Below are 23791 nucleotides of genomic sequence, written 5' to 3'. Positions count from 1 at the left end.
TCATGCAAAAAGTTTTTATTGCTATTAATTCTTATGTGAATAGGAGAAAATTATTTTCTATTTTGCTTTTTTTTGTTTTCTTTTTACTAGTTGGGCATTTTGCATTTAAAATTCAATTTAGTGAAGATATAACAAGGTTGATTCCAACGAATGATAAAACCAATATAACAGCTAAAGTATTAAATCAGCTTAATTTTGCAGATAAAATCACAGTTAAAATTTCTGTAGAAGGGGAAAATGAACCAGAAGTTCTATCGGAAATGGCAGACGTTTTTCTAAATGATTTAGAAACTGAATGCAAAGAGTATGTTGAAAAAGTTCAAGGTAGATTGAATGATGAAAATTTAGAAGAAGTTTTTGACTTTGTCTATAACAATTTGCCTTTGTTTTTAGAGGAAAGCGACTATAAAACAATACAAGATAAAATTCAAAAAGATAGTATTTCTGAGATTGTAGCTTCAAGTTATAAATCGTTAATTTCTCCAACGGGCATTGTGTCTCGTGATTTTATCTTGAAAGATCCATTAGGGCTTTCATTCATTGCTCTAAAAAAAATGCAACAATTGAGTATTGGTGATGATTTTCAGTTACAAGATGGATTTGTGATTACAAAAGATAAAAAGAATATTTTATTGTTTATTACTCCAATCTTGCCCACCAATGAAACGGATAAAAATACTGTTTTTGTTGAAAAATTAAATAAAATAAAAGATAACTTGAATCTCAAGTTTAAAGATAAGGCCTCTCTTAGTTTCTATGGAGCTACTCCTGTAGCAGTTGGCAATGCTACACAAATAAAAAAAGATGTACAGCTAACTTCTGTTTTTGCAGGGATTGCTCTCATTTTGATTTTAGCTTTTTTCTACAGAAGTATTTCAACACCGATAATTATTTTCATTCCTTCTTTATTAGGAGCCATTTTTGCATTAGCTGTTTTGTATTTCACGAAAGGAAGTGTGTCAGCAATATCGCTTGGAATTAGTTCAATTTTGTTAGGAGAAACAACAGATTATTCCATTTATGTGCTTACTCATCTGAGAAATAATAAAAATATCAAACTACTCTATAAAGATATTTCAAAACCTTTATTGCTCTGTGGAATTACTACATCCATCAGTTTTCTATGTTTATTTTTTGTGAAATCTGAAGCTTTGAAAGATTTAGGAATTTTTGCGGCTTTGTGTGTTACTGCAACGTCTGTTTTTTCTTTAATTTTGATTCCTTTATTGTATAAATTCAAGAATGATAAAGGTGTAGTAGGTTTAAAAATTTTTAATAATGAAAAAAATATTTTAGACAAATTAGCAGCCTATCCATATCATAAAAATAAGTTTTTTGTAATAGCAATGATTGTTCTTTTAGTGGTGAGTTCATTTTTCTATTCTAAAGTGACATTTAATAACGATTTAGCATCACTAAATTTTATTTCTCCAGAGTTAAAGAAAGTAGAAGGTGAATTAGAAAAGATTACGGACGGAAATTCGAAATCCATCTATTTGGCTAATTATGGTACTAGTTTTGAATCTGTTTTAAAAAATAATAACAATCTGTTCGATGTTCTAAAAAAGGATAAAGAAGATTTTAAAATTGTTAATTTTAGCTCTATTGGTGGTTTAGTTTTTTCAGAGAAAATACAAAATGAAAAGATTGCCCAATGGAATGCTTTTTGGAATACTTCAAGAATAAATGAAGTTAAAGAAAATTTAATTGACGAAGGGAGAAAGTTTGGTTTTAAAGAAAACTCTTTCGAAACTTTTTATGAGCATTTAAAAAATCAATTTGCTCCCGTTACTATTGATGAATATAAAAAAATAACCTCTTTTTTTATAGATGAATTTGTAGCTCAAAAAGAAGGTTTTTATACTATTTCTACAGTTGTTAAGGTCGCAAAAGAAAGAAGAGATGGTTTTGTTGATGAAATTAAGAAACAACCTAATATCGTAGTGATAGATCGTCAACAAACGAATGAAACATTTTTAGGAACATTAAAGGATAATTTTGGAAGGTTAATAAATTATTCGTTCATAGCAATGTTTTTTATTCTTCTTTTCTCCTTTAAGAGAATAGAATTGGTTATAGTTAGTATCGTTCCAATAGTGGTAAGTTGGATTTTTACTACAGGATTAATGGGGATGTTTGATTTACAATTTAATGTGATTAATATTATAGTTTGTACTTTGATTTTTGGAATTGGTGTAGATTATAGTATTTTCATGACTTCTGCTTTGCAAAAAGAACATACCTACGGTAGAAGTGAATTACCAACGTATAGAACGTCTATAATGCTTTCTGTAGCAACTACTATTTTAGGGATTGGTGTTTTAATTTTTGCAAAACATCCAGCCTTAAAATCGATTTCAATAATTGCAATTATTGGAATATTTTCGGCTGTGTTAATTACTTTTATAATTCAGCCTTTAGTCTTTGGTTTTTTTGTGACAAGTAGAGTAAAAAGAGGACAACCACCAATAGAAATACGAAGATTTCTTCATTCTGTACTATCTTTTATTTACTATGGATTAGGAGGTTTTCTGTTGTCAGTCGTTAGTGTTTTGTTAATGAAAGTTTTGCCAATTGCTAGAGAAAAAAAATTAAAAGCTTTCCATGGTGTTTTGTCAAAATTTATGATGTCAGTTTTAAAAACATATCCTTCCAATAAAAGAAGAATCATTAATAGATCAAACGAAAATTTAGATAAACCTGCTGTAATTATAGCAAATCATACTTCTTTTTTAGATATTTTAGCAGTTGGTAGCCTAAGTCCGAAAATTGTGTTTTTAGTGAGTGATTGGGTATATAATTCGCCCGTTTTTGGAAAAGGTGTTCGTTTAGCAGGATTTTATCCCGTATCAAATGGTATTGATAATGGTGTTGAACATTTGCGATCCAAAGTAGAACAAGGATTTTCGTTAATGGTTTTTCCAGAAGGAACAAGGTCGGAAGATAATACGGTTAAAAGATTTCATAAAGGGGCTTTTTATTTAGCAGAACAGTTTAATTTAGACATTGTTCCAGTATTGATTCATGGCTATTCAGAAACGCTTCCAAAAGGTGATTTTGTTATTAATGGAGGCAAGACTACAGTTGAAATACTGGAGAGAATTCCATTTGATAGTTTAACTTTTGGAAAAGAGTATAGTGAAAAAACAAAAAAGATTGGGGCTTATTTTAAAGAAGAGTATAATAAATTGCGCAAAGAAAGTGAAGATCCTTTTTATTTTAGGAAAATGCTTTTCAATAGTTTTGACTACAAAGAGGCTATCATTGTAGACGAAATTAAAAAAGATTTTGAAGAGAATGCGCATACCTATCACGAATTAAATAGTTACATTTCTGATAAAGCAAAAGTTTTCCATTTAGCAGATGATTTTGGTCAGTTAGATGTTTTAATGACACTCCAGCAATCGCAAAGGAATATTACTTCGTTAATTTTAGATGAAGAAAAAAGAGGTGTAGCAAAAACCAATTATTTAACAAAAAAGAGAAAATTAAAATACGTAGAATCAATAGATACCATTATACAAAACAAATATGATGTAGTCTTGCTTTCAAATAAAGGAGTTGGAGATGATATTGATGATGTTATAAAAACAACAAATAGGGTAATTTTATTAAATGCATCACATTATAAAGATATTATCCTGTCTATGCATTTTAGTATAGAAAATGAAGTTGATAAATTAATTGTTTTAAAGAGGAAATAAGGATGAAAGAACAATATGATATAGTCATTATAGGTAGTGGACTTGGAGGGTTGGTTTCGGCTGTTATTCTTGCTAAAGAAGGGTATAGTGTTTGTGTGCTTGAAAAAAACAATCAATTTGGAGGGAATCTACAAACATTTGTTAGAGATAAAACCATTTTTGATACAGGAATTCATTATATCGGAGGGCTAAGCGAAGGTCAGAATTTGTATAAATATTTCAAATATTTAGGTATAATGGATGATCTAAGGCTTAAAAAAATGGATGAAAATGGTTTTGATATTATTTCCTTTGAAGATACCAATGAAGAATTTCCACATGCACAAGGATATGATAATTTTATTGAGCAATTAGTAAAATATTTTCCTAATGAAAGAGAAGCAATTAATGAATATTGTAAAAAGGTAAGAGAAGTTTGTAATTCATTTCCGTTATATAATTTAGAATATGAAGGACAATATGAAAGCGAGATTTTGTCAATTAACGCAAAAGAATATATTGATGGAATTACTGATAATAAAAAATTGAAAGCTGTATTAGCAGGAACCAATTTTTTATATGCAGGTGTTGAGGATAAATCTCCCTTCTATGTGCATGCGTTGTCCGTTAATTCATATATACAAAGTGCTTACAGATGTATTCATGGAGGAAGTCAAATCACAAAACAGCTAATCAAACAATTAAAAAAGTACGGAGGCGAAGTTTATAAATACAAAGAAGTTACCAATTTTAATGTTGCCGATAACAGAATCACTTCGGTTGATATGAAAGACGGATCACAAGTTTCAGCAGAAAACTTCATTTCTAATATTGAATTGAAAACGACCTTAAAAATGGTTGGAGAAGAACATTTTAGAAAATCCTTTTACAAAAGAATTCAAAGTTTGGAAGGAGTAATTTCTTCATTTAGTTTATATATCGTTTTTAAACCTGAAACATTTAAATATATTAACAACAACTACTATCATTTTAAAAATAGTGATAATGTTTGGACAGCCTACGAATACGATGAAGAGTCTTGGCCAAAAGCATATATGGGTTCAATGAATGCATCAGGTGAAAATGATGAATGGGCAGATGGAATGACCTTTATAACCTATATGCATTTTGATGATTTAAAACCATGGGAAAATACCTTCAATACAGTATCAGAAAAAAACAGTAGAGGAGAAACCTATGAGGAGTTCAAAGCAAGAAAAGCGGAACGATTTTTAAAAGAAATAGAAATTAAGTTTCCAGGAATTAGAGATTGCATAAAATCAATACATACTTCAACACCATTATCCTATAGAGATTATATTGGTGGACACAAAGGGAATATGTATGGATATGTAAAAGATTCAAACGAGCCGATGAAAACGTTTATTCCAACAAAAACTAAATTGGATAATTTATTTCTAACAGGACAAAGCGTGAATATGCATGGGGTCTTAGGAGTTACAATTGGAGCTGTAGTAACTTGTTCGGATATTGTGGGGAAAGAGTATTTAGTAAATAAAATTAAGAATTATAACATTGATTAATTGTTTGAAAATAAAAGAGAACATTCGTTTTTGGCTTATTGGAATTATGGTTTTAATTCTTTCCTCTTGTGGTACTTCAAAATCGTTATCACATAAACCAATTACGGAAGGATACAATACCGAATTACCTGTAATCAATAAGATGTCAGATACAGAGTTTGTGTCTGGAGATCATTTCTTTATAAAAAACAAACAAAGTCTTTGGGAATTATATGTAGCAGGTGACCCTTTAGAAAGAGGGCTAATGATGGGGGCTTTGACAGATTCATTACTGAAAAAGCAAGAATCCATTTTCTTTTCTAAAATTGAAGAAATAGTTCCCTCAAAGTTTAAACAAAAAGTATTGCGTTCCTTTCTCAAATGGTATAATAGGAAATTATATTTAAATGTTCCGGAAGAATATAAAACGGAGATCTATGGAATAGCTGAGTTTACATCAAATAATTTTAATTATATCGCACCTAAATATTTAAGAAGTCTGTACCTTCATGGTGCACATGATATTGGACATGCGCTTCAGGATTTAGCACTAGTTGGATGTTCGTCTTTTGCTGCTTGGGGCGATAAAACAGAAGATGGAAACCTGTTGATAGGAAGAAATTTTGATTTTTATGCAGGTGATGAGTTTGCAAAGGATAAAGTGGTAGCTTTTATACAACCAGATAAAGGCTATCCTTTCATGATGGTCACTTGGGCAGGGATGATTGGAGTGTGTTCTGGGATGAACAGTGAAGGACTAACGGTTACTATTAACGCAGGAAAATCAAAGATTCCTTTAGTAGCAAAAACACCTATTTCAATTCTGTCTAGAGAAATTTTACAATATGCAAAAAATATTGACGAAGCCATAGCAATTGCAAAGAATAGAAAAGTTTTTGTGTCAGAATCTATTATGGTTGGAAGTGCCAATGATAACAAAGCCATTTTAATAGAGGTAGCACCCAATGGTTTTGGAGTGTATGAAGTTCCAAATACGACCCAACTTGTTTGTTCCAATCATTTTCAAAGTGATAGTTTTAAAGACGATAAGAGAAATATATCACAAATAATTAATAGTCATTCTAAGTATCGTTTTGAAAGAATGCAGGAACTAATTGCTGAAAATGTAAAAATTAGCCCTATAGTAGCAGTAGAAATACTTAGAAATAGAGAAGGACTAAAGAACAAGCCATTAGGTTATGGAAATGAGAAAGCCCTCAATCAGTTATTGGCCCATCATGGTATTGTTTTTCAACCAAGCGAAAAACTAGTATGGGTATCTGCAAATCCATATCAGCTAGGTGAATTTGTATGTTATGATTTGAAAAAGATTTTTAGTGAAGAACAAAAAAGAAAATTATCTCCAATAACATCTTTGGCAACAGAAGAAAAGAACATTCCACAGGATATTTTCATAGAAACAAAAGCGTATAAAGATTATGAAAAGTTTAGAATTGAAGATCGAAAAATGGATGTGTTTTTAGATCAAAAAGGAGCTATTTCAGCATCATTTATTAATGACTACCAAGCGTTGAATCCAAATTATTGGGTAGTACATTACAAAGCTGGACTATACTATTATCGTCAGAAAAAATATGAAATAGCAAAAAAACATTTTGAGGAAGCACTAAAAAAAGAAATAACTACATTACCATCAAGAAAAGAAATTGAGAAATATGTGTTAAAAATAAATAGAAAAATACAATGATTCCAGAAATTGAAAAAAAAACTCCAAAGGAAATAAAGATCTTTCAAGAGCAAAAATTGATGGATTTGTTGCACTATGTTAATGAAAAATCACCATACTACAGTCGTCTATTTAAAGAAAAGAACATTGATTTAAATAATATAAAAACAATTGAAGATTTGCAATTGTTACCTGTTACGACAAAGGAAGAACTACAGCAATATAATGATGATTTTATGTGTGTGCCAACTTCAAAAGTAATTGATTTTGCTACCACATCGGGAACACTAGGCGACCCTGTTACCTTTGGGTTAACAGATGGTGATTTAGACAGATTGGCCTATAATGAAGCAATTTCTTTTGATTGTGCGGGAATAAAAGAAGGAGATGTAGTGCAACTTATGACCACAATGGATAGAAGATTTATGGCTGGATTAGCCTATTTTCTAGGGCTCAGAAAAATGAAAGTAGGTGTTGTTAGAGTTGGAGCAGGAATTCCAGAATTGCAATGGGATTCCATTCTAAAGTATAAACCAAGCTATTTAATTACGGTGCCTTCTTTTTTATTAAAAATGATAGAATATGCCGAAAAACAAGACATTGATTTTAATAATTCAGGGATAAAAGGAGCAATATGTATTGGAGAACCCTTAAGAAATCAAGATTTTTCAATGAATATATTAGCAAAGAAAATAACTGATAAATGGAATATTAAGCTATTTTCTACCTATGCTTCCACGGAGATGAGTACCGCCTTCACTGAATGTGAACAGGGTGTTGGAGGACATCATCATCCAGAGCTAATCATAGTTGAGGTATTAGATGAAAACAATAAACCTGTTAAGAAAGGAGAAGCGGGTGAATTAACTTTCACTACTTTAGGAGTAGAAGCAATGCCTTTGGTTCGTTTTAAAACGGGTGATATAGTACAACTTCACGACGAGCCATGTTCTTGTGGAAGAAATACAGTACGCGTTGGTCCTGTTATAGGAAGGAAAAAACAAATGATAAAATATAAAGGAACAACACTCTATCCTCCTGCAATGAATGATATTTTGAATGATTTTGATGCTATTGAATGTCATATTATTGAAGTGTTGACTAACGAAATAGGTACTGATGAGATTGTTATTAAAATTGCCACAAATAATGAAAATCCTGCTTTTCTACAGCAAATTAAAGATCATTTTAGAGCCAAATTAAGAGTAACACCAAAAATTGAGTTTTCTACTAAAGAAATATTAAATAAATTGATTTTTAATCCAATGAGTAGAAAACCAATTCATTTTTTCGATAAAAGAAAAAACGAATTCTAATTTTTTTAAAATAGTCATATCATTACAACGAATACTTTTATAGCTTATACATTTGTGTTTTAATACTATAAAAACGTATTTTTGCAAAAAAAAATATAGAAAATGCCCAAAATTGGCAACATAGAATTACCAGATTTTCCCCTTTTGTTAGCACCAATGGAAGATGTTAGTGATCCTCCGTTTCGTCGTTTATGTAAACTGCATGGAGCAGATTTAATGTATTCCGAATTTATTTCTTCAGAAGGATTAATACGAGATGCTATTAAAAGTCGTCAAAAACTAGATATCTTTGATTATGAACGCCCAGTAGGTATTCAAATTTTTGGAGGAGACGAAGAAGCAATGGCGTTGAGTGCAAAAATTGTAGAAACAGTTCAGCCTGATTTAGTTGATATTAATTTTGGTTGCCCTGTAAAAAAAGTAGTATCGAAAGGAGCAGGAGCAGGAGTTCTAAAAGATGTGGACTTAATGATTCGCTTAACTAAAGCAGTTATAAAAAGCACTTCTTTGCCTGTAACAGTAAAAACACGTTTAGGTTGGGACGAAGATTCGATAAATATAGACGAAGTAGCCGAACGATTGCAAGATGTAGGCGTGCAAGCATTGACCATACATGCAAGAACAAGAGCTCAAATGTATAAAGGCCATTCCGACTGGACACATATAGCCAGAGTGAAGGAAAACCCTAGAATAAACATGCCAATATTTGGTAATGGAGACATTGATTCACCAGAAAAGGCATTAGAATATAAAAACAAATTTGGCTTAGATGGCATGATGATTGGTAGGGCAGCCATTGGTTATCCTTGGATTTTTAATGAAATTAAACATTATTTCAAGACGGGAGAACATTTGCCAGTACCCACAATGAGAGATCGTATTGAAGCTGCTCGTAATCATTTGATTTGGTCTGTAGAATGGAAAAATGAAAGAGTAGGAGTCGTTGAAATGCGCAGACACTATACAAATTATTTTAAAGGTATTCATGGATTTAAAGAATATAAACAAAAATTAGTAACCACTGATGGACTCCATCAATTACTAGATGTTTTTACAGAAATTGAAGCAGTTTTCGGAGATTATCAATTTACAGAATAAGAAAACTAGTAATCGTATTCTAAAAGTATGTAAGTTTGAAGAAGTTGACCGCAATCATATTTTCTCCGTAATTGATGCGTTTATAGCTAAAAGAAAAATACAAAGTATTCTATAAAACAACAAAACCACACTGTCACTAATTTTAATACACAAGATTGTCTTTTTTCCCTTTTTAAGAACTTTAAACATAAACAAAGATGAACCATATAGTTCATCTTTGTTATAATTATTTTTCAGCTTTTATTGATTATTAAACCATTAATTAAAAAGTCATAAAAACGCCATCACTAAATTTGATACATTACCAATTTTAAGGTTTCGAACACTTATGAATGCAAATCTGCGCTAATGATTTTTTTATCATAGAATGCGCAGCTGGAGATAAATCCGAGCTATCGTTTTTTTTATTTTAACTCTAATCTTTTCTCAATTTCATTCCAATATAAATTGTTCTTATTTTTTTTGTACCATCTTTTCCAATCTTTTAAATTGTTTTTTGTTGGGTTGTAAAACATAATATATTGGTCTGAATAATCACTTTTTATTTTTGTAATTCTTTCAAGAAATTCTATAGAGCGTCTTAAAGAAACATCATCGTCAATATATTCGGATTTAATAAAATTGTCAACAACACCTATATGGTAATTGAATACTTTATCAGATAAAGAACGTTCATTTTGTATGGACTTACATGATGCAAGAAATAATATTACTATAAATAGATTTTTTTTCATGTTATTATCTTTTAATTACATTACCAGTTTTACCAGCAATCTCTAAAAAATGAATATCGATCTCTTAAATCTCTAGCTATCTTACCACTATCATCATAAAAACACTTTTCTTCCTTGTTTTCTTTTTTAAAAATCCAAGTTTTTAAAGAATAATCGGAATAAATAGTATCTATCGTGTTTTTATTTCTTAAAATAAATACGTATTTATATTCTTCAAAATTAGAGCAATCATTATTTTTTATTTTTATTATTGACTCTAAAAAATCATTATCATAAAATTTTAAAATTACGTGTTCTTCGTTATGTCCCCAAAAATCTCTTTCATCAATTGAACGTGAATAATCATTTATTGAACCCATAAATTTTATTGAAACAATCTCATTTTCAAAATTTTTATCATTTATTTTAGAATTTGTTTTGCAAGATATCAAGCTGCATAATATAAAAAGAAAGACAAAATTGATTTTCATAATTTTATTTTTTAGGTTTATTTGATAAAACTCCTTGAGTTATTATTCCTGCTCCTCTATGATTTAATCTTGGATTCTCATTCAGTTTTATATTAATTTGTGTTGATAATGTTGTAGTCTTTGCTTCTTCTTGATTTCTTATTCTAATTTTACCAAAATATACAGGTTCACTCTTTCTTCTGTTAAAGTAACTTGTTTTGTCTCTTTTATAATTAAATGCAGGAACTATTTCGTGACCTAAATAAGAAGTCGGTGAATTAATTTTTGCAGTATTTGGTAGAGTGCCATTTTTAAACATTTCTTCTAATTCTCTTCCTGAAGTGTCATTCACATCATCAAAAAGAACACCTTCTTTGTTGTTAAAATAAAGTGTGCCGATATCATTATTAGACTTGCCACTTGTGTCTTTCCTGTTTTTGTATGATCTCCCATAAGAGAAGGTTGAACCGTTTTCTGTTTGAACTAAAGATAATTCTTTATTATCTTTAATCAGTTCACCAAGTATATTTACTTCTTCTCCATCAATTTCGATATTTGAGGTGCTATATAAAGCATATAATGCTTTGTAAGCATCAGCTAAGAATGCATCTTCTATTTTTGAATAGTCTCTATCTTTTTCATATTGATATTCTTGTTCCTTATCTCCATTCTCACCGTAATAAATAATAATTCGATTACCATCAGGATCTACAAAAAACATTGGATTGTTTATAGCATAAATATAAGGAGAAACTGGGAAATACGATTCACTAAGAGCATCCATATTCATCCATCTACCCAGCGCAGCATCATAATTCCTTGCACCATAGTCGTACATGTTCAGTCCTAGCTCAGTTTGCAGTTCTTTACCGTTGTATTTATACTGGTAACCAGAAGATTTTGGAACAAATACAGGAGCAGCAGTCTTGATCTGGCTTTGTTGAAGGCTAATTCTATCGGTGTCTATGTCTTCCATCCAAAGCAATAGGTCGCTGTTATATCCTGTGTGTTTTAGTCCAAAGGCATAATAATGATTTTCTTCAATAATTTTGGTTGTTTGTATTGAAGGGTCATAGGCATAACTTAATCGAATGTTGCCTAAGTGGTCGGTATAGTTAAACACATAATTAAAATAGCTAGTACTTCTTCCTTGTTCTACATTGACATAGCCTTCTGCATGTGGGAAGAATTTTAACTGTGGCATTTGTGAGGTAGTTGATGTGATGATTTCTTCATACTGAAAACCACCTGACAAATAGTATGTGTTTATGTTGGTGTTGTTCTCGTTCACTTTTTTAATCACTTTTTGTCCTGTTGCATTGTAAATATAGAAAAACCAAGGTAATATTTTACACATTTTTTAAGACGTTACCTAAAATATAAATGTAGCCACGCTATAAAACAACAAAACCACTCCTTTTTACAGAGTGGTTTTTGCTTTTTTATTATTTGCTACGAGGTCAGGAGACCATCGTAGAGCATCACGGTTTCATTAGAACTCCTCCAAGAGCGGTACATTACCATACCTCTATGAGCTGGTTAATTTTCGTCAACTTCTAATTTTGAGAAATCATAAATATTAAAAATAAGTCCTCCTTGGTAGATGTTTTTTATGCCATCGAAGTAAGCTGTTAATGAAATGTAAGAATTATTAAAATCAAATAAATCATTTGGGTTTCTTTCGCAATTATCAAAGAAATCATAATTAATCATTAGGGAGTTTACATCAATACTGTATTGCGCATCTTCTTTATTAAGATATAATCTGCCATATCTACCTGAGTCAACAAAATAACCTTTAATATAAAGTTTTTTTTCTTTGTAAAGATTTCCATTTGCAATTAAATCAATGATGGAAACGTGTTCTACTGTGTTTGTCTGTGAATAACCTATATGATTAAACAAGAACAATATAATTATACCTATAATTTTCTTCATTATATTTTGTTTTTATTTATGGTAAAAATCGTCTCTAGGGTTAAATTTTGAGGTAAACTCGAATTCATCTTTCGTATCATCATAAAGTGTAGGTAATTTTTTTGGAATTACATTTAGGAATATGTTATTCTTTCTGGTTGGGGTGGTTTTTGTTCTTGTTTTAATTACCACACGAAAGGATTCGTGCGGGAGCGGGGATTGGGACATCTACTTGGCTCTTAATAAAAGTCCTTTTAAAATATACTTACTCACAACGATTTCTAACTCTTCATTTGTTTTTTTACACTTTGAATTAGTATAAATATTAATTTTTAATTTTAATATTGTATCATCAATTGACATGATAAAAACTTCTTTGATCACTAATGTTTCATCGTTTTCCTTTTTTTTATCGAAGCTTACCAATGTTTGCTCTCTTAAAACACCGTAGTCATCATAGATTTTCCAATTTTCTGTAAAATTATAAAGTTTTCCTTTTACACCTAATGTGACGGTGTCTTGATGGGAGAGTAATCTTCGTATATCAAATACACTTACATTTCCATTTATAATGTCATATTTTGTGTTTTTAAAGTCTAATCGAATCTCTTTATTAATAAAAGAATTATTCATGGAATCGATAGGAATATATTTTAAATCCCATGCTCCCTGTGAAAACATAGATGTACTGATAATTAAAAAGAAAATCTTCATTTTATTATTGTTTCTCATAATTAATTATTTTTTTATCAGCTGATCCTGCTGACCCTCCATATAATTTGTTAATTTCTTTGATAACTTGATCTTGTTGAGGAATTATATTATCATGTGGGCCAATTCCAGAACTTTTTTTACCTTCTCGTTTATTTTTTAGATCCTGTATAAATTCACTATCTGTGTTATGATTTGTTTCATGTTGAAAAACCCTTGCAATCTCTTGATCTTTTGTCAATATTATTGGGAAATCACCTCCTTTTTTCTTTATATTTCCTATAAAAATTGTAATAGTAGCTTCTTTGTAAACCCTTCTTCTCCTTCAACATAAGCAGGTATTCCGTCAAAATTACCTTTTTCATCATTCCACAAGAGTGGATTTCCTTCTTCATCATGAGCTTGGTGCAGGCCATTTAAACCATATCCTAATTGATCAGGACTATCATGGACTTCGTATTCTGCTTTTACATGTATTCTACTTTTATTTCTACCTGTCTTTAAAATTTGATTAACAGCTGTTTCACTTCCTGAAGAATTAACATAATCCACTAAACTTTTTAAGTCATCAGAAGCATTTTTTCCAAGCCTAATTATCCCATTTCTTTTTCTAATTTTAACCCTCTTACCATTGGTTCCAACAAAATATCTTCCATCAACTTCTTTAAAAAAGACAGGGTTATTTGCAGAATAGTGATATATGGACGAAGGAGAATACTTCTCCGCCAACGGGTCAATGTTCAACCATCTACCTAAAGCAGCATCATAATTCCTAGCCCCGTAATCGTAGAAGTTCAGTCCTAACTCTGTTTGCAGTTCTTTGCCGTTGTACTTATACTGGTAACCAGAAGATTTTGGAGTAAACATTTTTCTAAGGCTCATTTTATCTGTAACAATGTCTTCCATCCAAAGCAATTGGTCGCTGTTATATCCTGTGTGTTTTAGTCCAAAGGCATAATAATGATTTTCTTCAATAATTTTAGTTGTTTGTATTGAAGGGGCATAGACATAACTTAATCGAATGTTGCCTAAGTGGTCGGTATAGTTAAACACATAATTAAAATAGCTGGTACTTCTTCCTTGTTCTACATTGACATAGCCTTCTGCATGTGGAAAGAATTTTAACTGTGGCATTTGTGAGGTAGTTGATGTGATGATTTCTTCATACTGAAAACCACCTGACAAATAGTATGTGTTTATGTTGGTGTTGTTCTCGTTCACTTTTTTAATCACTTTTTGCCCTGTTGCATTGTAAATATAGAAAAACTAAGGTAATGTTTTACACACTTTTTAAGACGTTACCTAAAATATAAATGTAACCACGCTATAAAACAACAAAAGCACCCTTTTTTACAAGAGTGCTTTTTGTTTTTATTATTTGCTACGAGGTCAGGAGACCATCGTAGAGCTATTCGTTTTCATGAGAACACCTCGAAGAGCGGAGTTTTATATAAATTACATTAGACCTAATAATGAATTACTATAAGTTATTGTGTATGGTTTTTTATTAACTATGCTGTCATTACCCCAAGCATCTTTGTAGTATTTTAGTTTTTCTACATATATATATTTATACTTTTTAGCAGTCTCTTTTTTAATATTTATAATGGTATTAGTTTCATAATCAACAATTTTTGTGTCGAAATTATTATTAATTTTAATAGTTTTAGCCATACCATAATGCTCATTCGTTATTAATTTTTCATTAAACAAGGTATCACCATGATTTTTTACAAAAACTTTATCATTAAGATAATTATCTGTAAAAATTAACAAAGAATATTTTTCATCCACAACATCGTATTTTTCTAGCGTTTTTTTTACAACATGTTCGTATGATGCGCTTTCAAATTCTTTAAATTCCTCTTTGTAACTTTTACAACTAATTAAACTAAATAAACAAAAGCAAACGATAAAATAAACTGTATTTTTAATCATAATTAAGTTATTAATTTTGAGAATCTTCTTTTTTAGGTTGTTGTAATTCTACGTTTTTAATTAGTTGACTTCACTGTTCTTTAGTAAGTTCTGTGTTGTTGTCTTTGTTACCCATTAATCCTTTACCATGACGTAACCTCCCAACATGACCATCTTCGTGAGAACCTGTTTTAGACGCTGTAGCATTATTGCTTTCATTAACTATTGGAATACCGTTCTCATCGAATTCTAATACATTAGGCACATTAACTTGTGTTTTATTTACTTGTGTATTATTTTTATCATCTGTGTATCCCATGCCGTTTGGTTCACCTGGGTTACCTTTCTTTTCAATTATTGCATCATTATACTCCCAAATAATTGTTGCATTTTCATCTAAAATTACCTTACAATTTACCATCAATCCTTCTGCTGTTTCTCCACTAAAACTTTTTTATGTAGTTGCAATCCTTTCATTTACAAGTTGATTTACTTGAGCTTGACTAATACTAATTGTATTATTTACAACTTTAGCTTTGTAAGTTAAAGTTGTTGATTTACCATCTTTTGATCTATCTGAATATAATTCAAGACCTTCCAATTCTCTTCCTAATCCCATTTTATTTTCTTGAAATGCATAAGGGCTATTACAAGTGTAATCTTCCGCTAAAGGGTCAATACTCATAAATCTACCAATAGCATAATCGTAGTTTCTCCATTTGAAGCTATCCCAGTTAAGATTTAGTTCAGTTTGAGGTTTTTTTCCGTTGTATTTATACTGGTAACCAGAAGATTTTGGAGTAAACATTTTTCTAAGGCTCATTTTATCTGTAACAATGTCTTCCATCCAAAGCAATAGGTCGCTGTTATATCCTGTGTGTTTTAGTCCAAAGGCATAATAATGATTCTCTTCAATAATTTTGGTTGTTTGTATTGAAGGGTCATAGGCATAACTTAATCGAATGTTGCCTAAGTGGTCGGTATAGTTAAACACATAATTAAAATAGCTAGTACTTCTTCCTTGTGCTACATTGACATAGCCTTCTGCATGTGGGAAGAATTTTAACTGTGGCATTTGTGAGGTAGTTGATGTGATGATTTCTTCATACTGAAAACCACCTGACAAATAGTATGTGTTTATGTTGGTGTTGTTCTCGTTCACTTTTTTAATCACCTTTTGTCCTGTTGCATTGTAAATATAGAAAAACTAAGGTAATGTTTTACACACTTTTTAAGACGTTACCTAAAATATAAATGTAGCCACGCTATAAAACAACAAAACCACTCCTTTTTACAGAGTGGTTTTTGCTTTTTTATTATTTGCTACGAGGTCGGGAGACCATCGTAGAGCATCACGGTTTCATTAGAACTCCTTGAAGAGCGGGGTGATAAGCAGAAGTACCTCCACCTTTATAGTGTTTTAAAATTTCACTTATATCTAACTGATTAACAACTTGTTCCACTAAGCGAACTGGATGGTTTTGCGGTATTCTATCGAAAATATTGATAGGAAATAACTCTGGAGAATTGCCTGTTTGATTTTTAAAAACTATCTTAGCCATTGTGTATTTTTGTGTCAACTCTAAGATACTAATTTTAGAGATAAAATACAACAAAAAAAGGCTGTCCTTACTTTTTGGACAGCCTCTTTAGTTTAAATTTAATTTTTTTTATTAGTTAATTTTAATTTGGCATTTGACTGATTAAAATTAAACTTAAAAAAACATTTGATTTTAGAATTTTCATTTACAATTTCTTTATCATCAAAACCAGCATACCAACCAGTTTCTAAAAGTATAAATTGACCCCAACCTTCAATTTTTTCTTTTTCTTTTTTGTTGAGTTCTTTTCCAATTTCGTGATTTATTTTGAAGCCATTAGTCTCAAAATCTAAATCTTTTGTTGTAATAAAAATAATTTTACTTTTTTCGTTTAAACAAATTTTAAATAAAATATCATTATTTATAATATCAAAACTATTAGCATAACTGTTATTAGGTAAAAATATTTTTTCTGCGTTTCGTTTTCCGTTTTGCAAGGAATATTTCTCTCCGAGAGTTAAGTCGACTGTTTTACAAGATATAATTATTGTTAATAATATCATCATTAGAATACTCTTTTTCATAATTACATTTTTTCTACTGTTGCCTGACGTTCTTTGATTTGCTCATCTGTAATAACTTTATCTGCTTTATCTTTTCTAATAACTGTTACGTTATCAGCACGACTCCAGCCCTCAGTTATTTTAACAGTTTTGTTTTTACTTTCTAAACCACCCAACCCTGTAACTTTAATATTATCTAATGATTTGGCAGTTTCAGTAACAGTCATTGAATGTTCAATGTTACCGTCCTTAGAGTAAATAGCAATATCACCTTCTTTAATATTTTTAACTTTATCTACACTAGAATAACCATCATGTTCAATTAATTTAGCTGCTTCATCATTGGTCATATTAAATTCTCCATCAGCAAAACTAGTTCCGTGACAGTTTTTATCCCATCCTGGTTCACTTCCCATATTTTTCATGACTTCAATAGGAGTTCCATCGTCAGCAAAAACATAACCAATTTCTCCTGTAGTGGTACTACCAGATGGATGGCTAACTTCAGTTGTGTATTTTGGCACATATACAATTTTTTCGTTTTTATCTCTCTCAATAGGGTCTGAATTCGCTCCAGTAGGAGCCATCCCGTCGGGATCAATAAAGTAAACAGGATTATCAAAGGCATAATTGTAAGGTGAGTGTCTTCTCATTTGTTCAGCTAATGGATCAATATTCATCCAACGTCCTAGTGCAGCATCATAATTCCTAGCACCGTAGTCGTACATATTAAGCTCCAGCTCAGTTTGCAGTTCTTTACCGTTGTATTTATACTGGTAACCAGAAGATTTTGGAACAAATGCAGGAGCAGCAGTCTTGATCTGGCTTTGTTGAAGGCTAATTCTATCGGTGTCTATGTCTTCCATCCAAAGCAACAGGTCGCTGTTATATCCTGTGTGTTTTAGTCCAAAGGCATAATAATGATTCTCTTCAATAATTTTGGTTGTTTGTATTGAAGGATCGTATCCATAACTTAATCGAATGTTGCCTAAGTGGTCGGTATAGTTAAACACATAATTAAAATAGCTAGTGCTTCTTCCTTGTTCTACATTGACATAGCCTTCTGCATGTGGGAAGAATTTTAACTGTGGCATTTGTGAGGTAGTTGATGTGATGATTTCTTCATACTGAAAACCACCTGACAAATAGTATGTGTTTATGTTGGTGTTGTTCTCGTTCACTTTTTTAATCACTTTTTGCCCTGTTGCATTGTAAATATAGAAAAACTAAGGTAATGTTTTAGACACTTTTTAAGACGTTACCTAAAATGAAAATGTAGCCACGCTATAAAACAACAAAACAAGTTGTACTCGGAATTCAAGAATTTCGAGTTGCTTTTTGAAAATAGTTGCGTTAGTTTTTGGTTTTTTAAAAATAAAATAGTATAACTTTCGCGGTAAATGGTGTAATTTTGATTTGAAATGGATGCTGTGACAATTTTTATTTTGAAACACAAAACGTCACGGTTTTTGTGTCAATTTTAATTTGAAATGGATAATGTCACACTTTCTGTGACAAAATGAAATGTGTTACTGTTTTTGTCACAACAATTTTGAAGTAGCATATTATAGTCATCGCAAAAAAAATGCCAAGGTGGGGGTTTGGTTTTTTGGTAGAAAATTAAAAGGAGGAATGGTAGAGTGTTTTTATTTTTTTAAAATGCCACAAAAAAAGACTTAGTAAAGTCTTTAAAGGTTTGTTCTAGCGGTTAAAAAACAATTTTATCCATGATATACTCTTGAGAAGATGATTTTACCTTCTCTAATTTCTAATACTTCAGCAATAGCCATGTCTTCTTCATTTTCAACTTGTCGGATATATTCCATGAAAACACGGTCTGTGTTAGCAGTGAGTGAAGTAACCTTATAATGTAGGCTAGGGAGTTTTTCAAAAGCTTCTTTCCACCAAGAGTGCATAGCATTTTTTCCTTCTATTAAACCTTTTGTTTCAGGTTGTCTAATTTTTAGTTTTGGACTAAAATGTTTTGCTTCGTCATCATATAGAGCCAATAATTTTTCAATGTTTTTTTCATTGAAGGCTTCAAACCAACGGTATGCAATTGTTTGTAGATTCTCGGACATTTTTTTATTGTTTTTCCACAGATTATAAGTTTCTTTATAATCTGTGGTTAAAAAGGTATTAACTATTTTTTAAATTAATAATTTCTTGTTCAGTTAAGAATCTCCAAGTTCCTCTTGGAAGGTTTTTCTTTGTTAAACCAGCAAATGTAACTCTGTCTAATTTAATGACATCATAGTTTAAATGTTCAAAAATCTTGCGTACAATTTTTACATTGGCAGTTTTCATCTTAATTCCAATTTCACTTTTTGGTTGATCTTCAATATAAGTTACTTCTTCTACATAGACTCTATGTTCATCGATGGTTAAACCATTAGCGATTTTTTCTAAATCTTCATATTTGAGATTTTTGTCTAATGTAACCTGATATAATTTTGAAGAACGTTGGTTTGGAGTTGTAAACTTGCGAACCATATCGGTATCGTTTGTGAACAATAATAGACCAGTAGTAGTTTTGTCCATTCTGCCAACAGGTTGAAGCTTACTTTTGCTTGCTCCTTTAATTAAATCTAAAACATTTCCATCTCCTTTTGCATCATCTCCTGCTGTTGAAAAGTTCTTCGGTTTGTTTAGTAAAAGGTATTCTTTCTTTTCTGGAGTAATGATACTGCCATCAAATTGAACTACATCGGTTAATTTAACTTTGTATCCCATTTCGGTAACTGGGATTCCGTTTACTTTTACATTACCGCTTTGAATGTAGATGTCGGCATCTCTTCTGCTGCACATTCCAGAGTTGGCAATATATTTGTTAAGACGCATTTCATCTGGGTTAGATGCTGCTTTTGGTGTCTTTGGTGCTTTTGATTCTGATGGTTTTACAGAAAATTTTGATGGTGTTTTTCTAATAGGTGCATTACCTCTAGAGCTACTATTCTTTTTAAAACCGCCTTGTCTTCCAGAGCCTGGTTTGCTTTTATCATTTCCTTGGTGACGTGTCATTCTCTAAATATTTTATGCAAAGATATACTAATAACTTGATATTAGTTTTTTTCCGTGTATCAAAACAATAGGATCTATCAAAATAATACTAAAAACGCCCGATACAATTATAAATTTTAATAAAAAATGCAGTTTTAGATAGTCCGCTTTCAGATTTGAATTCCATAATTTGAGTAGAAAAATGGATAATAGCATTAGGCTGATATAGAAATAAATATCCATGTAGCCAACATCATAAATGTCTATTAAAAAATAAATAGGTATAATTGTAGTAGATGTAATTATTGAAATGATATTTTTTGTTATTCTTTCTCCAAATAGCACAGGGATTGTTTTGTATTCGTTCGCTAAATCGCCTTCAATGTTTTCTAGATCCTTAATTAATTCGCGTATGAAGATGAGTGAAAATAGAAAAAGTGCATGTGCGAAAATGACACTGTAAAAATTCTTATAATACATTAGGATTCCAAAGAATGGAAGTATGGCTAATGTAGCAGCAGTAATGTTGCCAATAATAAGGATTTTTTTTAGCTTATGAGAGTAATACCAAATTAAAAAAATATAACTAGAAAAAAACAGTACCGCTTTCCATGAAATAAAACTGACAAGAGTAACGACTAAAAAATTAATAGCAAAATAGACTTTTAGTTTTGTTGGTTGACTCACTAAACGGTCTATCATTACTTTTTTGGGTCTATTGATTAAGTCTTTTTTTGCATCATAAAAATTATTTATGATGTACCCAGAAGCTATTGTTAGTGAAGAAGCTAACACTATAAGGAACATCTTCCAGTCGAGAAGAATGTCTAATGCTCTTTCTTCGGGGGCTAGGATAAATATGGCAGACAAATATTGCGCTAGTGCTACTACCCAAATGTTGTAGCCTCTAATAACAGAGAAAAAACTTAATATTTTTTTTAAAAAAAGTTTTGATTTACGGCTTAGCATCTAGATTATTTGTGGAATAGCTTTGTGTGCATTAAAAGTTGTAAACAACTTCTAGTTTGTAGTCTTTTAAAGCTGTTTTTGCTTTTTCTAAATCTTCTGTGAAGCCTAAAATATAGCCACCACCACCAGAACCACATAATTTCAAATAGTAGTCATTTGTTTCAATTCCATTTTGCCAAACTTGATGAAATTGTTCAGGAATCATTGGTTTGAAATGATTTAAAACGACTTTAGAAAGTTTTTTTGTGTTAGCAAATAATGATTTGATGTCGCCATGGAGAAAATTATCAACACAAGCATCTGTGTGTTTAATAAATTGAGATTTTAGCATTTGTCTAAATCCATTGTCTTTTAAGTTTTCCATAAAAATACTAACCATTGGAGCGGTCTCTCCAATAATTCCTGAATCGATCAAGAAGACAGCACCTTTTCCTTGAGTACTTTGGCTAGGTATTCCAGTAGGCTCTATATTGTCTTTGGAATTAATTAATATTGGAAGGCTTAAATAACTATTTAGCGGATCTAAACCAGAACTTTTTCCGTGAAAAAAAGATTCCATTTGAGAAAAAATAGCTTTGAGTTGTAATAACTTTTCACGTGTTAAATTTTCTAAAACCGTAATTTTTGTTGTAGCATATTTGTCATATATTGCAGCTACTAAGGCACCGCTACTACCTACGCCATAACCTTGAGGAATACTTGAATCGAAAAACATACCGTTCCTGATATCGTTTTTTAAGAGATCCAAATTGAATGTAACAAGGTCGGGTTGTTCGTTTTGTAAATGCGTTAAGTAATCGGCAAAACGTTCCAAGCTTTTATTAGAAATAATAGCTTCTGAAGAAGGATTTTCTTCAGTTTTTAACGCTCCTTTGTAAAAATTATAGGGGATTGAAAGTCCTTTAGAGTCTTGAATTATTCCGTATTCTCCAAAGAGTAATATTTTTGAGTAAAATAATGGTCCTTTCATAAGTTTTTAAAAATTCAGGTTTAAGTAAAGATACAAAAAATTAACATGATTTTGCACCATTGCCAATTTGATCACAAATATACTGTTCATTTTGGCAATAGCCAACTAATTCATTCTTAATAAAATCTAAAACTTTTTCTTTGTGAATTTCAGGATATAAAACATGTACATTTGCACCAGCATCGAGTGTGAAACAAACAGGAATTTGTGTTTCGTTTCTGTAGTTCCAAATACGATTAATGATGGCTAAAGTGTTTGGTTTCATTAAAATAAAATAGGGTAAAGAAGTCATCATCATTGCATGAAGCGTTAAGGCCTCGCTTTCTACCACTTTAATAAATTCTGGAATATTTCCTTCGGTTAGGATGGTTTTAATTTTGGATAAATTGTCATGCGCTTGTTCAAAGCGTTTTTCTGCAAACGGATGATTGTGCATTAATTCATGCCCAACGGTACTGGAAACCTGTTTTTCTCCTTTATCTACTAATAAAATAGTATCTTGATAGTTTTTAAAATTTTCATGAATAGCTGGCAAAGTAACTCCGTATAAATTTGAGTTTTCTGGATTTTCTTTGTTTTCGCCCCAAATAACGACTTCTCCTTTAATGCTTCGGCAAGCACTTCCACTGCCTAAACGAGCTAAAAAAGAGGCTTTCGAATAAAAGTAATCTTCGGATATTGAGGGGGTTATTTTTTTTTCTAAACTCATAATGGTCATTGCTAAAGCTGCCATTCCAGAGGCAGAGGAAGCAATCCCCGAGCTATGAGGGAAAGTGTTTTTTGTGTTGATGCTTAAATGATATTCTTTTAGATAGGGGCAATATTTTTCTATTCGTTCTAAAAACTTTTGAATTTTAGGTTTAAATGCTTCTTTTGTCTTTCCTTCAAATAATAAGTCGAATGAAAAGTCTTCATGGTTTTCTTTTTTCGTAACGCTAAGTTCTGTAATTGTTTTGCAGTTATTTAAAGTAAAACTAATGGAAGGATTGGCGGGTATTTGGTTTTCTTTTTTCCCCCAATATTTTACTAATGCAATATTGCTTGGAGCACTCCAAACAAAACTTGCTGTCTCAATAGGTGTAAAATTTGAAGTTATAAAATCTTTTTCCGTAAGCATAGCTGAAATTTTTGGTAAAAATACCAAATTTGATTTAGTTGTTTCTCTCTTTATTCGTTAATTTGCTTCAAAATTATTTAGGATGAGCAAAAGTTTAAAAATATTCTATGTTGTTGCTATTTGTTTAGCGGTGGGTTATTTGTCTAGTTTGGTGACTCAAAGCAGTATCGAGACATGGTATCCGACCATCAAGAAGCCAATATTTAACCCTCCTAATTGGGTTTTTGCTCCTGTTTGGACACTCCTATTTATAATGATGGGAATTGCAGGGGGTTTGGTTTGGGATAAATTAGAACAAAATAGAGAACTAGTAAAAAAAGGATTATTCTTTTTTACGGTTCAATTGTTGTTAAATGCTTTTTGGTCTTTTATTTTCTTTGGTCTTAAAAATATTCTTTTAGCTAGTATTGAAATTATTTTATTATTGCTCATTATCTATGAAACCTATGTTGTTTTTAAGAAAATAGATAGTATGGCGAGTAGATTATTCATCCCTTATTTACTGTGGGTTTCTTTCGCTACAATATTAACGGTTACAATTTATTTTCTTAATTTTTAATTTAATTTTTCTTAACCTTTTAATTTTTAGGTTTTTA

24 protein-coding genes are annotated in these 23791 nt (G+C 30.8%); 6 read left to right on the top strand and 18 right to left on the bottom strand.

What is annotated here, in order from left to right; translation table 11 throughout:
• The first annotated feature begins 2 nt into the window (after window positions 1-2).
• The 5 genes from ACZ49Z_RS03750 to dusB all read left to right on the top strand — a co-directional run bounded on the left by ACZ49Z_RS03750 (window position 3) and on the right by dusB (window position 9307).
• Complete coding sequence (locus ACZ49Z_RS03750) at window positions 3-3704, top strand: 1-acyl-sn-glycerol-3-phosphate acyltransferase (RefSeq protein ID WP_464306859.1); 3702 nt, start codon at window positions 3-5, stop codon at window positions 3702-3704.
• A 2-nt stretch (window positions 3705-3706) separates the two neighbouring features.
• Entirely contained in the window at window positions 3707-5227 is a 1521-nt protein-coding gene (locus ACZ49Z_RS03745) for a phytoene desaturase family protein (RefSeq protein ID WP_464306858.1), read from the top strand.
• A gap of 10 nt (window positions 5228-5237) precedes the next feature.
• Window positions 5238-6914 carry a C45 family autoproteolytic acyltransferase/hydolase gene (locus ACZ49Z_RS03740; RefSeq protein WP_464308041.1) on the top strand — a complete coding sequence of 559 codons (1677 nt, stop codon included), beginning with the start codon at window positions 5238-5240 and terminating at the stop codon, window positions 6912-6914.
• Window positions 6911-8209 (top strand): flexirubin biosynthesis putative acyl-CoA ligase FlxY, encoded by a 1299-nt coding sequence (gene flxY / locus ACZ49Z_RS03735; RefSeq protein WP_464306857.1) that lies wholly within the window; start codon window positions 6911-6913, stop codon window positions 8207-8209. Before ACZ49Z_RS03740 ends, flxY begins: the two co-directional genes overlap by 4 nt.
• Before the next feature lie 102 nt (window positions 8210-8311).
• Window positions 8312-9307, top strand: coding sequence for a tRNA dihydrouridine synthase DusB (dusB, locus tag ACZ49Z_RS03730; RefSeq protein WP_464306856.1), 996 nt, complete (start codon window positions 8312-8314; stop codon window positions 9305-9307).
• A gap of 404 nt (window positions 9308-9711) precedes the next feature.
• Here the strand turns inward: dusB and ACZ49Z_RS03725 are convergent, their stop codons facing one another.
• The 18 genes from ACZ49Z_RS03725 to mvaD all read right to left on the bottom strand — a co-directional run bounded on the left by ACZ49Z_RS03725 (window position 9712) and on the right by mvaD (window position 23195).
• Entirely contained in the window at window positions 9712-10041 is a 330-nt protein-coding gene (locus ACZ49Z_RS03725) for a hypothetical protein (protein WP_464306855.1), read from the bottom strand.
• Window positions 10042-10070: 29 nt separating this feature from the next.
• A complete protein-coding gene (locus ACZ49Z_RS03720) occupies window positions 10071-10511 on the bottom strand; it encodes a hypothetical protein (protein ID WP_464306854.1) in 441 nt (146 codons plus the stop codon).
• 4 nt (window positions 10512-10515) lie between these two features.
• Window positions 10516-11847, bottom strand: coding sequence for an RHS repeat domain-containing protein (locus ACZ49Z_RS03715; protein ID WP_464306853.1), 1332 nt, complete (start codon window positions 11845-11847; stop codon window positions 10516-10518).
• Window positions 11848-12029: 182 nt separating this feature from the next.
• Window positions 12030-12428, bottom strand: coding sequence for a hypothetical protein (locus ACZ49Z_RS03710; RefSeq protein WP_464306852.1), 399 nt, complete (start codon window positions 12426-12428; stop codon window positions 12030-12032).
• Between the two features lie 207 nt (window positions 12429-12635).
• Window positions 12636-13139, bottom strand: a complete 504-nt coding sequence (locus ACZ49Z_RS03705; protein ID WP_464306851.1) for a hypothetical protein — start codon at window positions 13137-13139, stop codon at window positions 12636-12638.
• Complete coding sequence (locus tag ACZ49Z_RS03700; protein WP_464306850.1) at window positions 13126-13359, bottom strand: hypothetical protein; 234 nt, start codon at window positions 13357-13359, stop codon at window positions 13126-13128. The genes ACZ49Z_RS03705 and ACZ49Z_RS03700 overlap by 14 nt, the downstream gene beginning before the upstream one ends.
• A 38-nt stretch (window positions 13360-13397) precedes the next feature.
• Window positions 13398-14339, bottom strand: coding sequence for an RHS repeat domain-containing protein (locus tag ACZ49Z_RS03695; protein WP_464306849.1), 942 nt, complete (start codon window positions 14337-14339; stop codon window positions 13398-13400).
• A 234-nt stretch (window positions 14340-14573) separates the two neighbouring features.
• Window positions 14574-15056, bottom strand: a complete 483-nt coding sequence (locus ACZ49Z_RS03690) for a hypothetical protein (protein ID WP_464306848.1) — start codon at window positions 15054-15056, stop codon at window positions 14574-14576.
• 70 nt (window positions 15057-15126) lie between these two features.
• Window positions 15127-15456 carry a hypothetical protein gene (locus ACZ49Z_RS03685; RefSeq protein WP_464306847.1) on the bottom strand — a complete coding sequence of 110 codons (330 nt, stop codon included), beginning with the start codon at window positions 15454-15456 and terminating at the stop codon, window positions 15127-15129.
• 33 nt (window positions 15457-15489) lie between these two features.
• Complete coding sequence (locus ACZ49Z_RS03680) at window positions 15490-16197, bottom strand: hypothetical protein (RefSeq protein ID WP_464306846.1); 708 nt, start codon at window positions 16195-16197, stop codon at window positions 15490-15492.
• Window positions 16198-16387: 190 nt separating this feature from the next.
• Entirely contained in the window at window positions 16388-16597 is a 210-nt protein-coding gene (locus ACZ49Z_RS03675) for a transposase (protein ID WP_464306845.1), read from the bottom strand.
• 98 nt (window positions 16598-16695) lie between these two features.
• The gene (locus ACZ49Z_RS03670; protein WP_464306844.1) at window positions 16696-17160 is read right to left on the bottom strand and encodes a hypothetical protein; all 465 of its coding nucleotides are present in this window, start codon (window positions 17158-17160) and stop codon (window positions 16696-16698) included.
• 2 nt (window positions 17161-17162) lie between these two features.
• Complete coding sequence (locus ACZ49Z_RS03665; RefSeq protein ID WP_464306843.1) at window positions 17163-18320, bottom strand: RHS repeat domain-containing protein; 1158 nt, start codon at window positions 18318-18320, stop codon at window positions 17163-17165.
• 540 nt (window positions 18321-18860) lie between these two features.
• Window positions 18861-19220 (bottom strand): nuclear transport factor 2 family protein, encoded by a 360-nt coding sequence (locus ACZ49Z_RS03660; protein WP_464306842.1) that lies wholly within the window; start codon window positions 19218-19220, stop codon window positions 18861-18863.
• Window positions 19221-19278: 58 nt separating this feature from the next.
• Window positions 19279-20160 (bottom strand): pseudouridine synthase, encoded by an 882-nt coding sequence (locus tag ACZ49Z_RS03655; RefSeq protein ID WP_464306841.1) that lies wholly within the window; start codon window positions 20158-20160, stop codon window positions 19279-19281.
• A gap of 27 nt (window positions 20161-20187) precedes the next feature.
• Window positions 20188-21108 (bottom strand): geranylgeranylglycerol-phosphate geranylgeranyltransferase, encoded by a 921-nt coding sequence (locus tag ACZ49Z_RS03650; RefSeq protein ID WP_464306840.1) that lies wholly within the window; start codon window positions 21106-21108, stop codon window positions 20188-20190.
• 31 nt (window positions 21109-21139) lie between these two features.
• Window positions 21140-22078, bottom strand: a complete 939-nt coding sequence (locus tag ACZ49Z_RS03645) for a mevalonate kinase family protein (protein ID WP_464306839.1) — start codon at window positions 22076-22078, stop codon at window positions 21140-21142.
• Window positions 22079-22118: 40 nt separating this feature from the next.
• Window positions 22119-23195, bottom strand: a complete 1077-nt coding sequence (gene mvaD, locus ACZ49Z_RS03640) for a diphosphomevalonate decarboxylase (RefSeq protein ID WP_464306838.1) — start codon at window positions 23193-23195, stop codon at window positions 22119-22121.
• An 82-nt stretch (window positions 23196-23277) separates the two neighbouring features.
• Here mvaD and ACZ49Z_RS03635 point away from each other — a divergent pair, with 82 nt between their 5' ends.
• Window positions 23278-23754, top strand: a complete 477-nt coding sequence (locus tag ACZ49Z_RS03635; protein WP_464306837.1) for a TspO/MBR family protein — start codon at window positions 23278-23280, stop codon at window positions 23752-23754.
• The last annotated feature ends 37 nt before the right edge of the window (window positions 23755-23791 follow it).

It is taken from the genome of Flavobacterium sp. KY-23415 (genome assembly GCF_055384985.1).
Note: the sequence above shows the minus strand (reverse complement) of the source record. Positions and strands in the feature narration are given on the sequence as shown.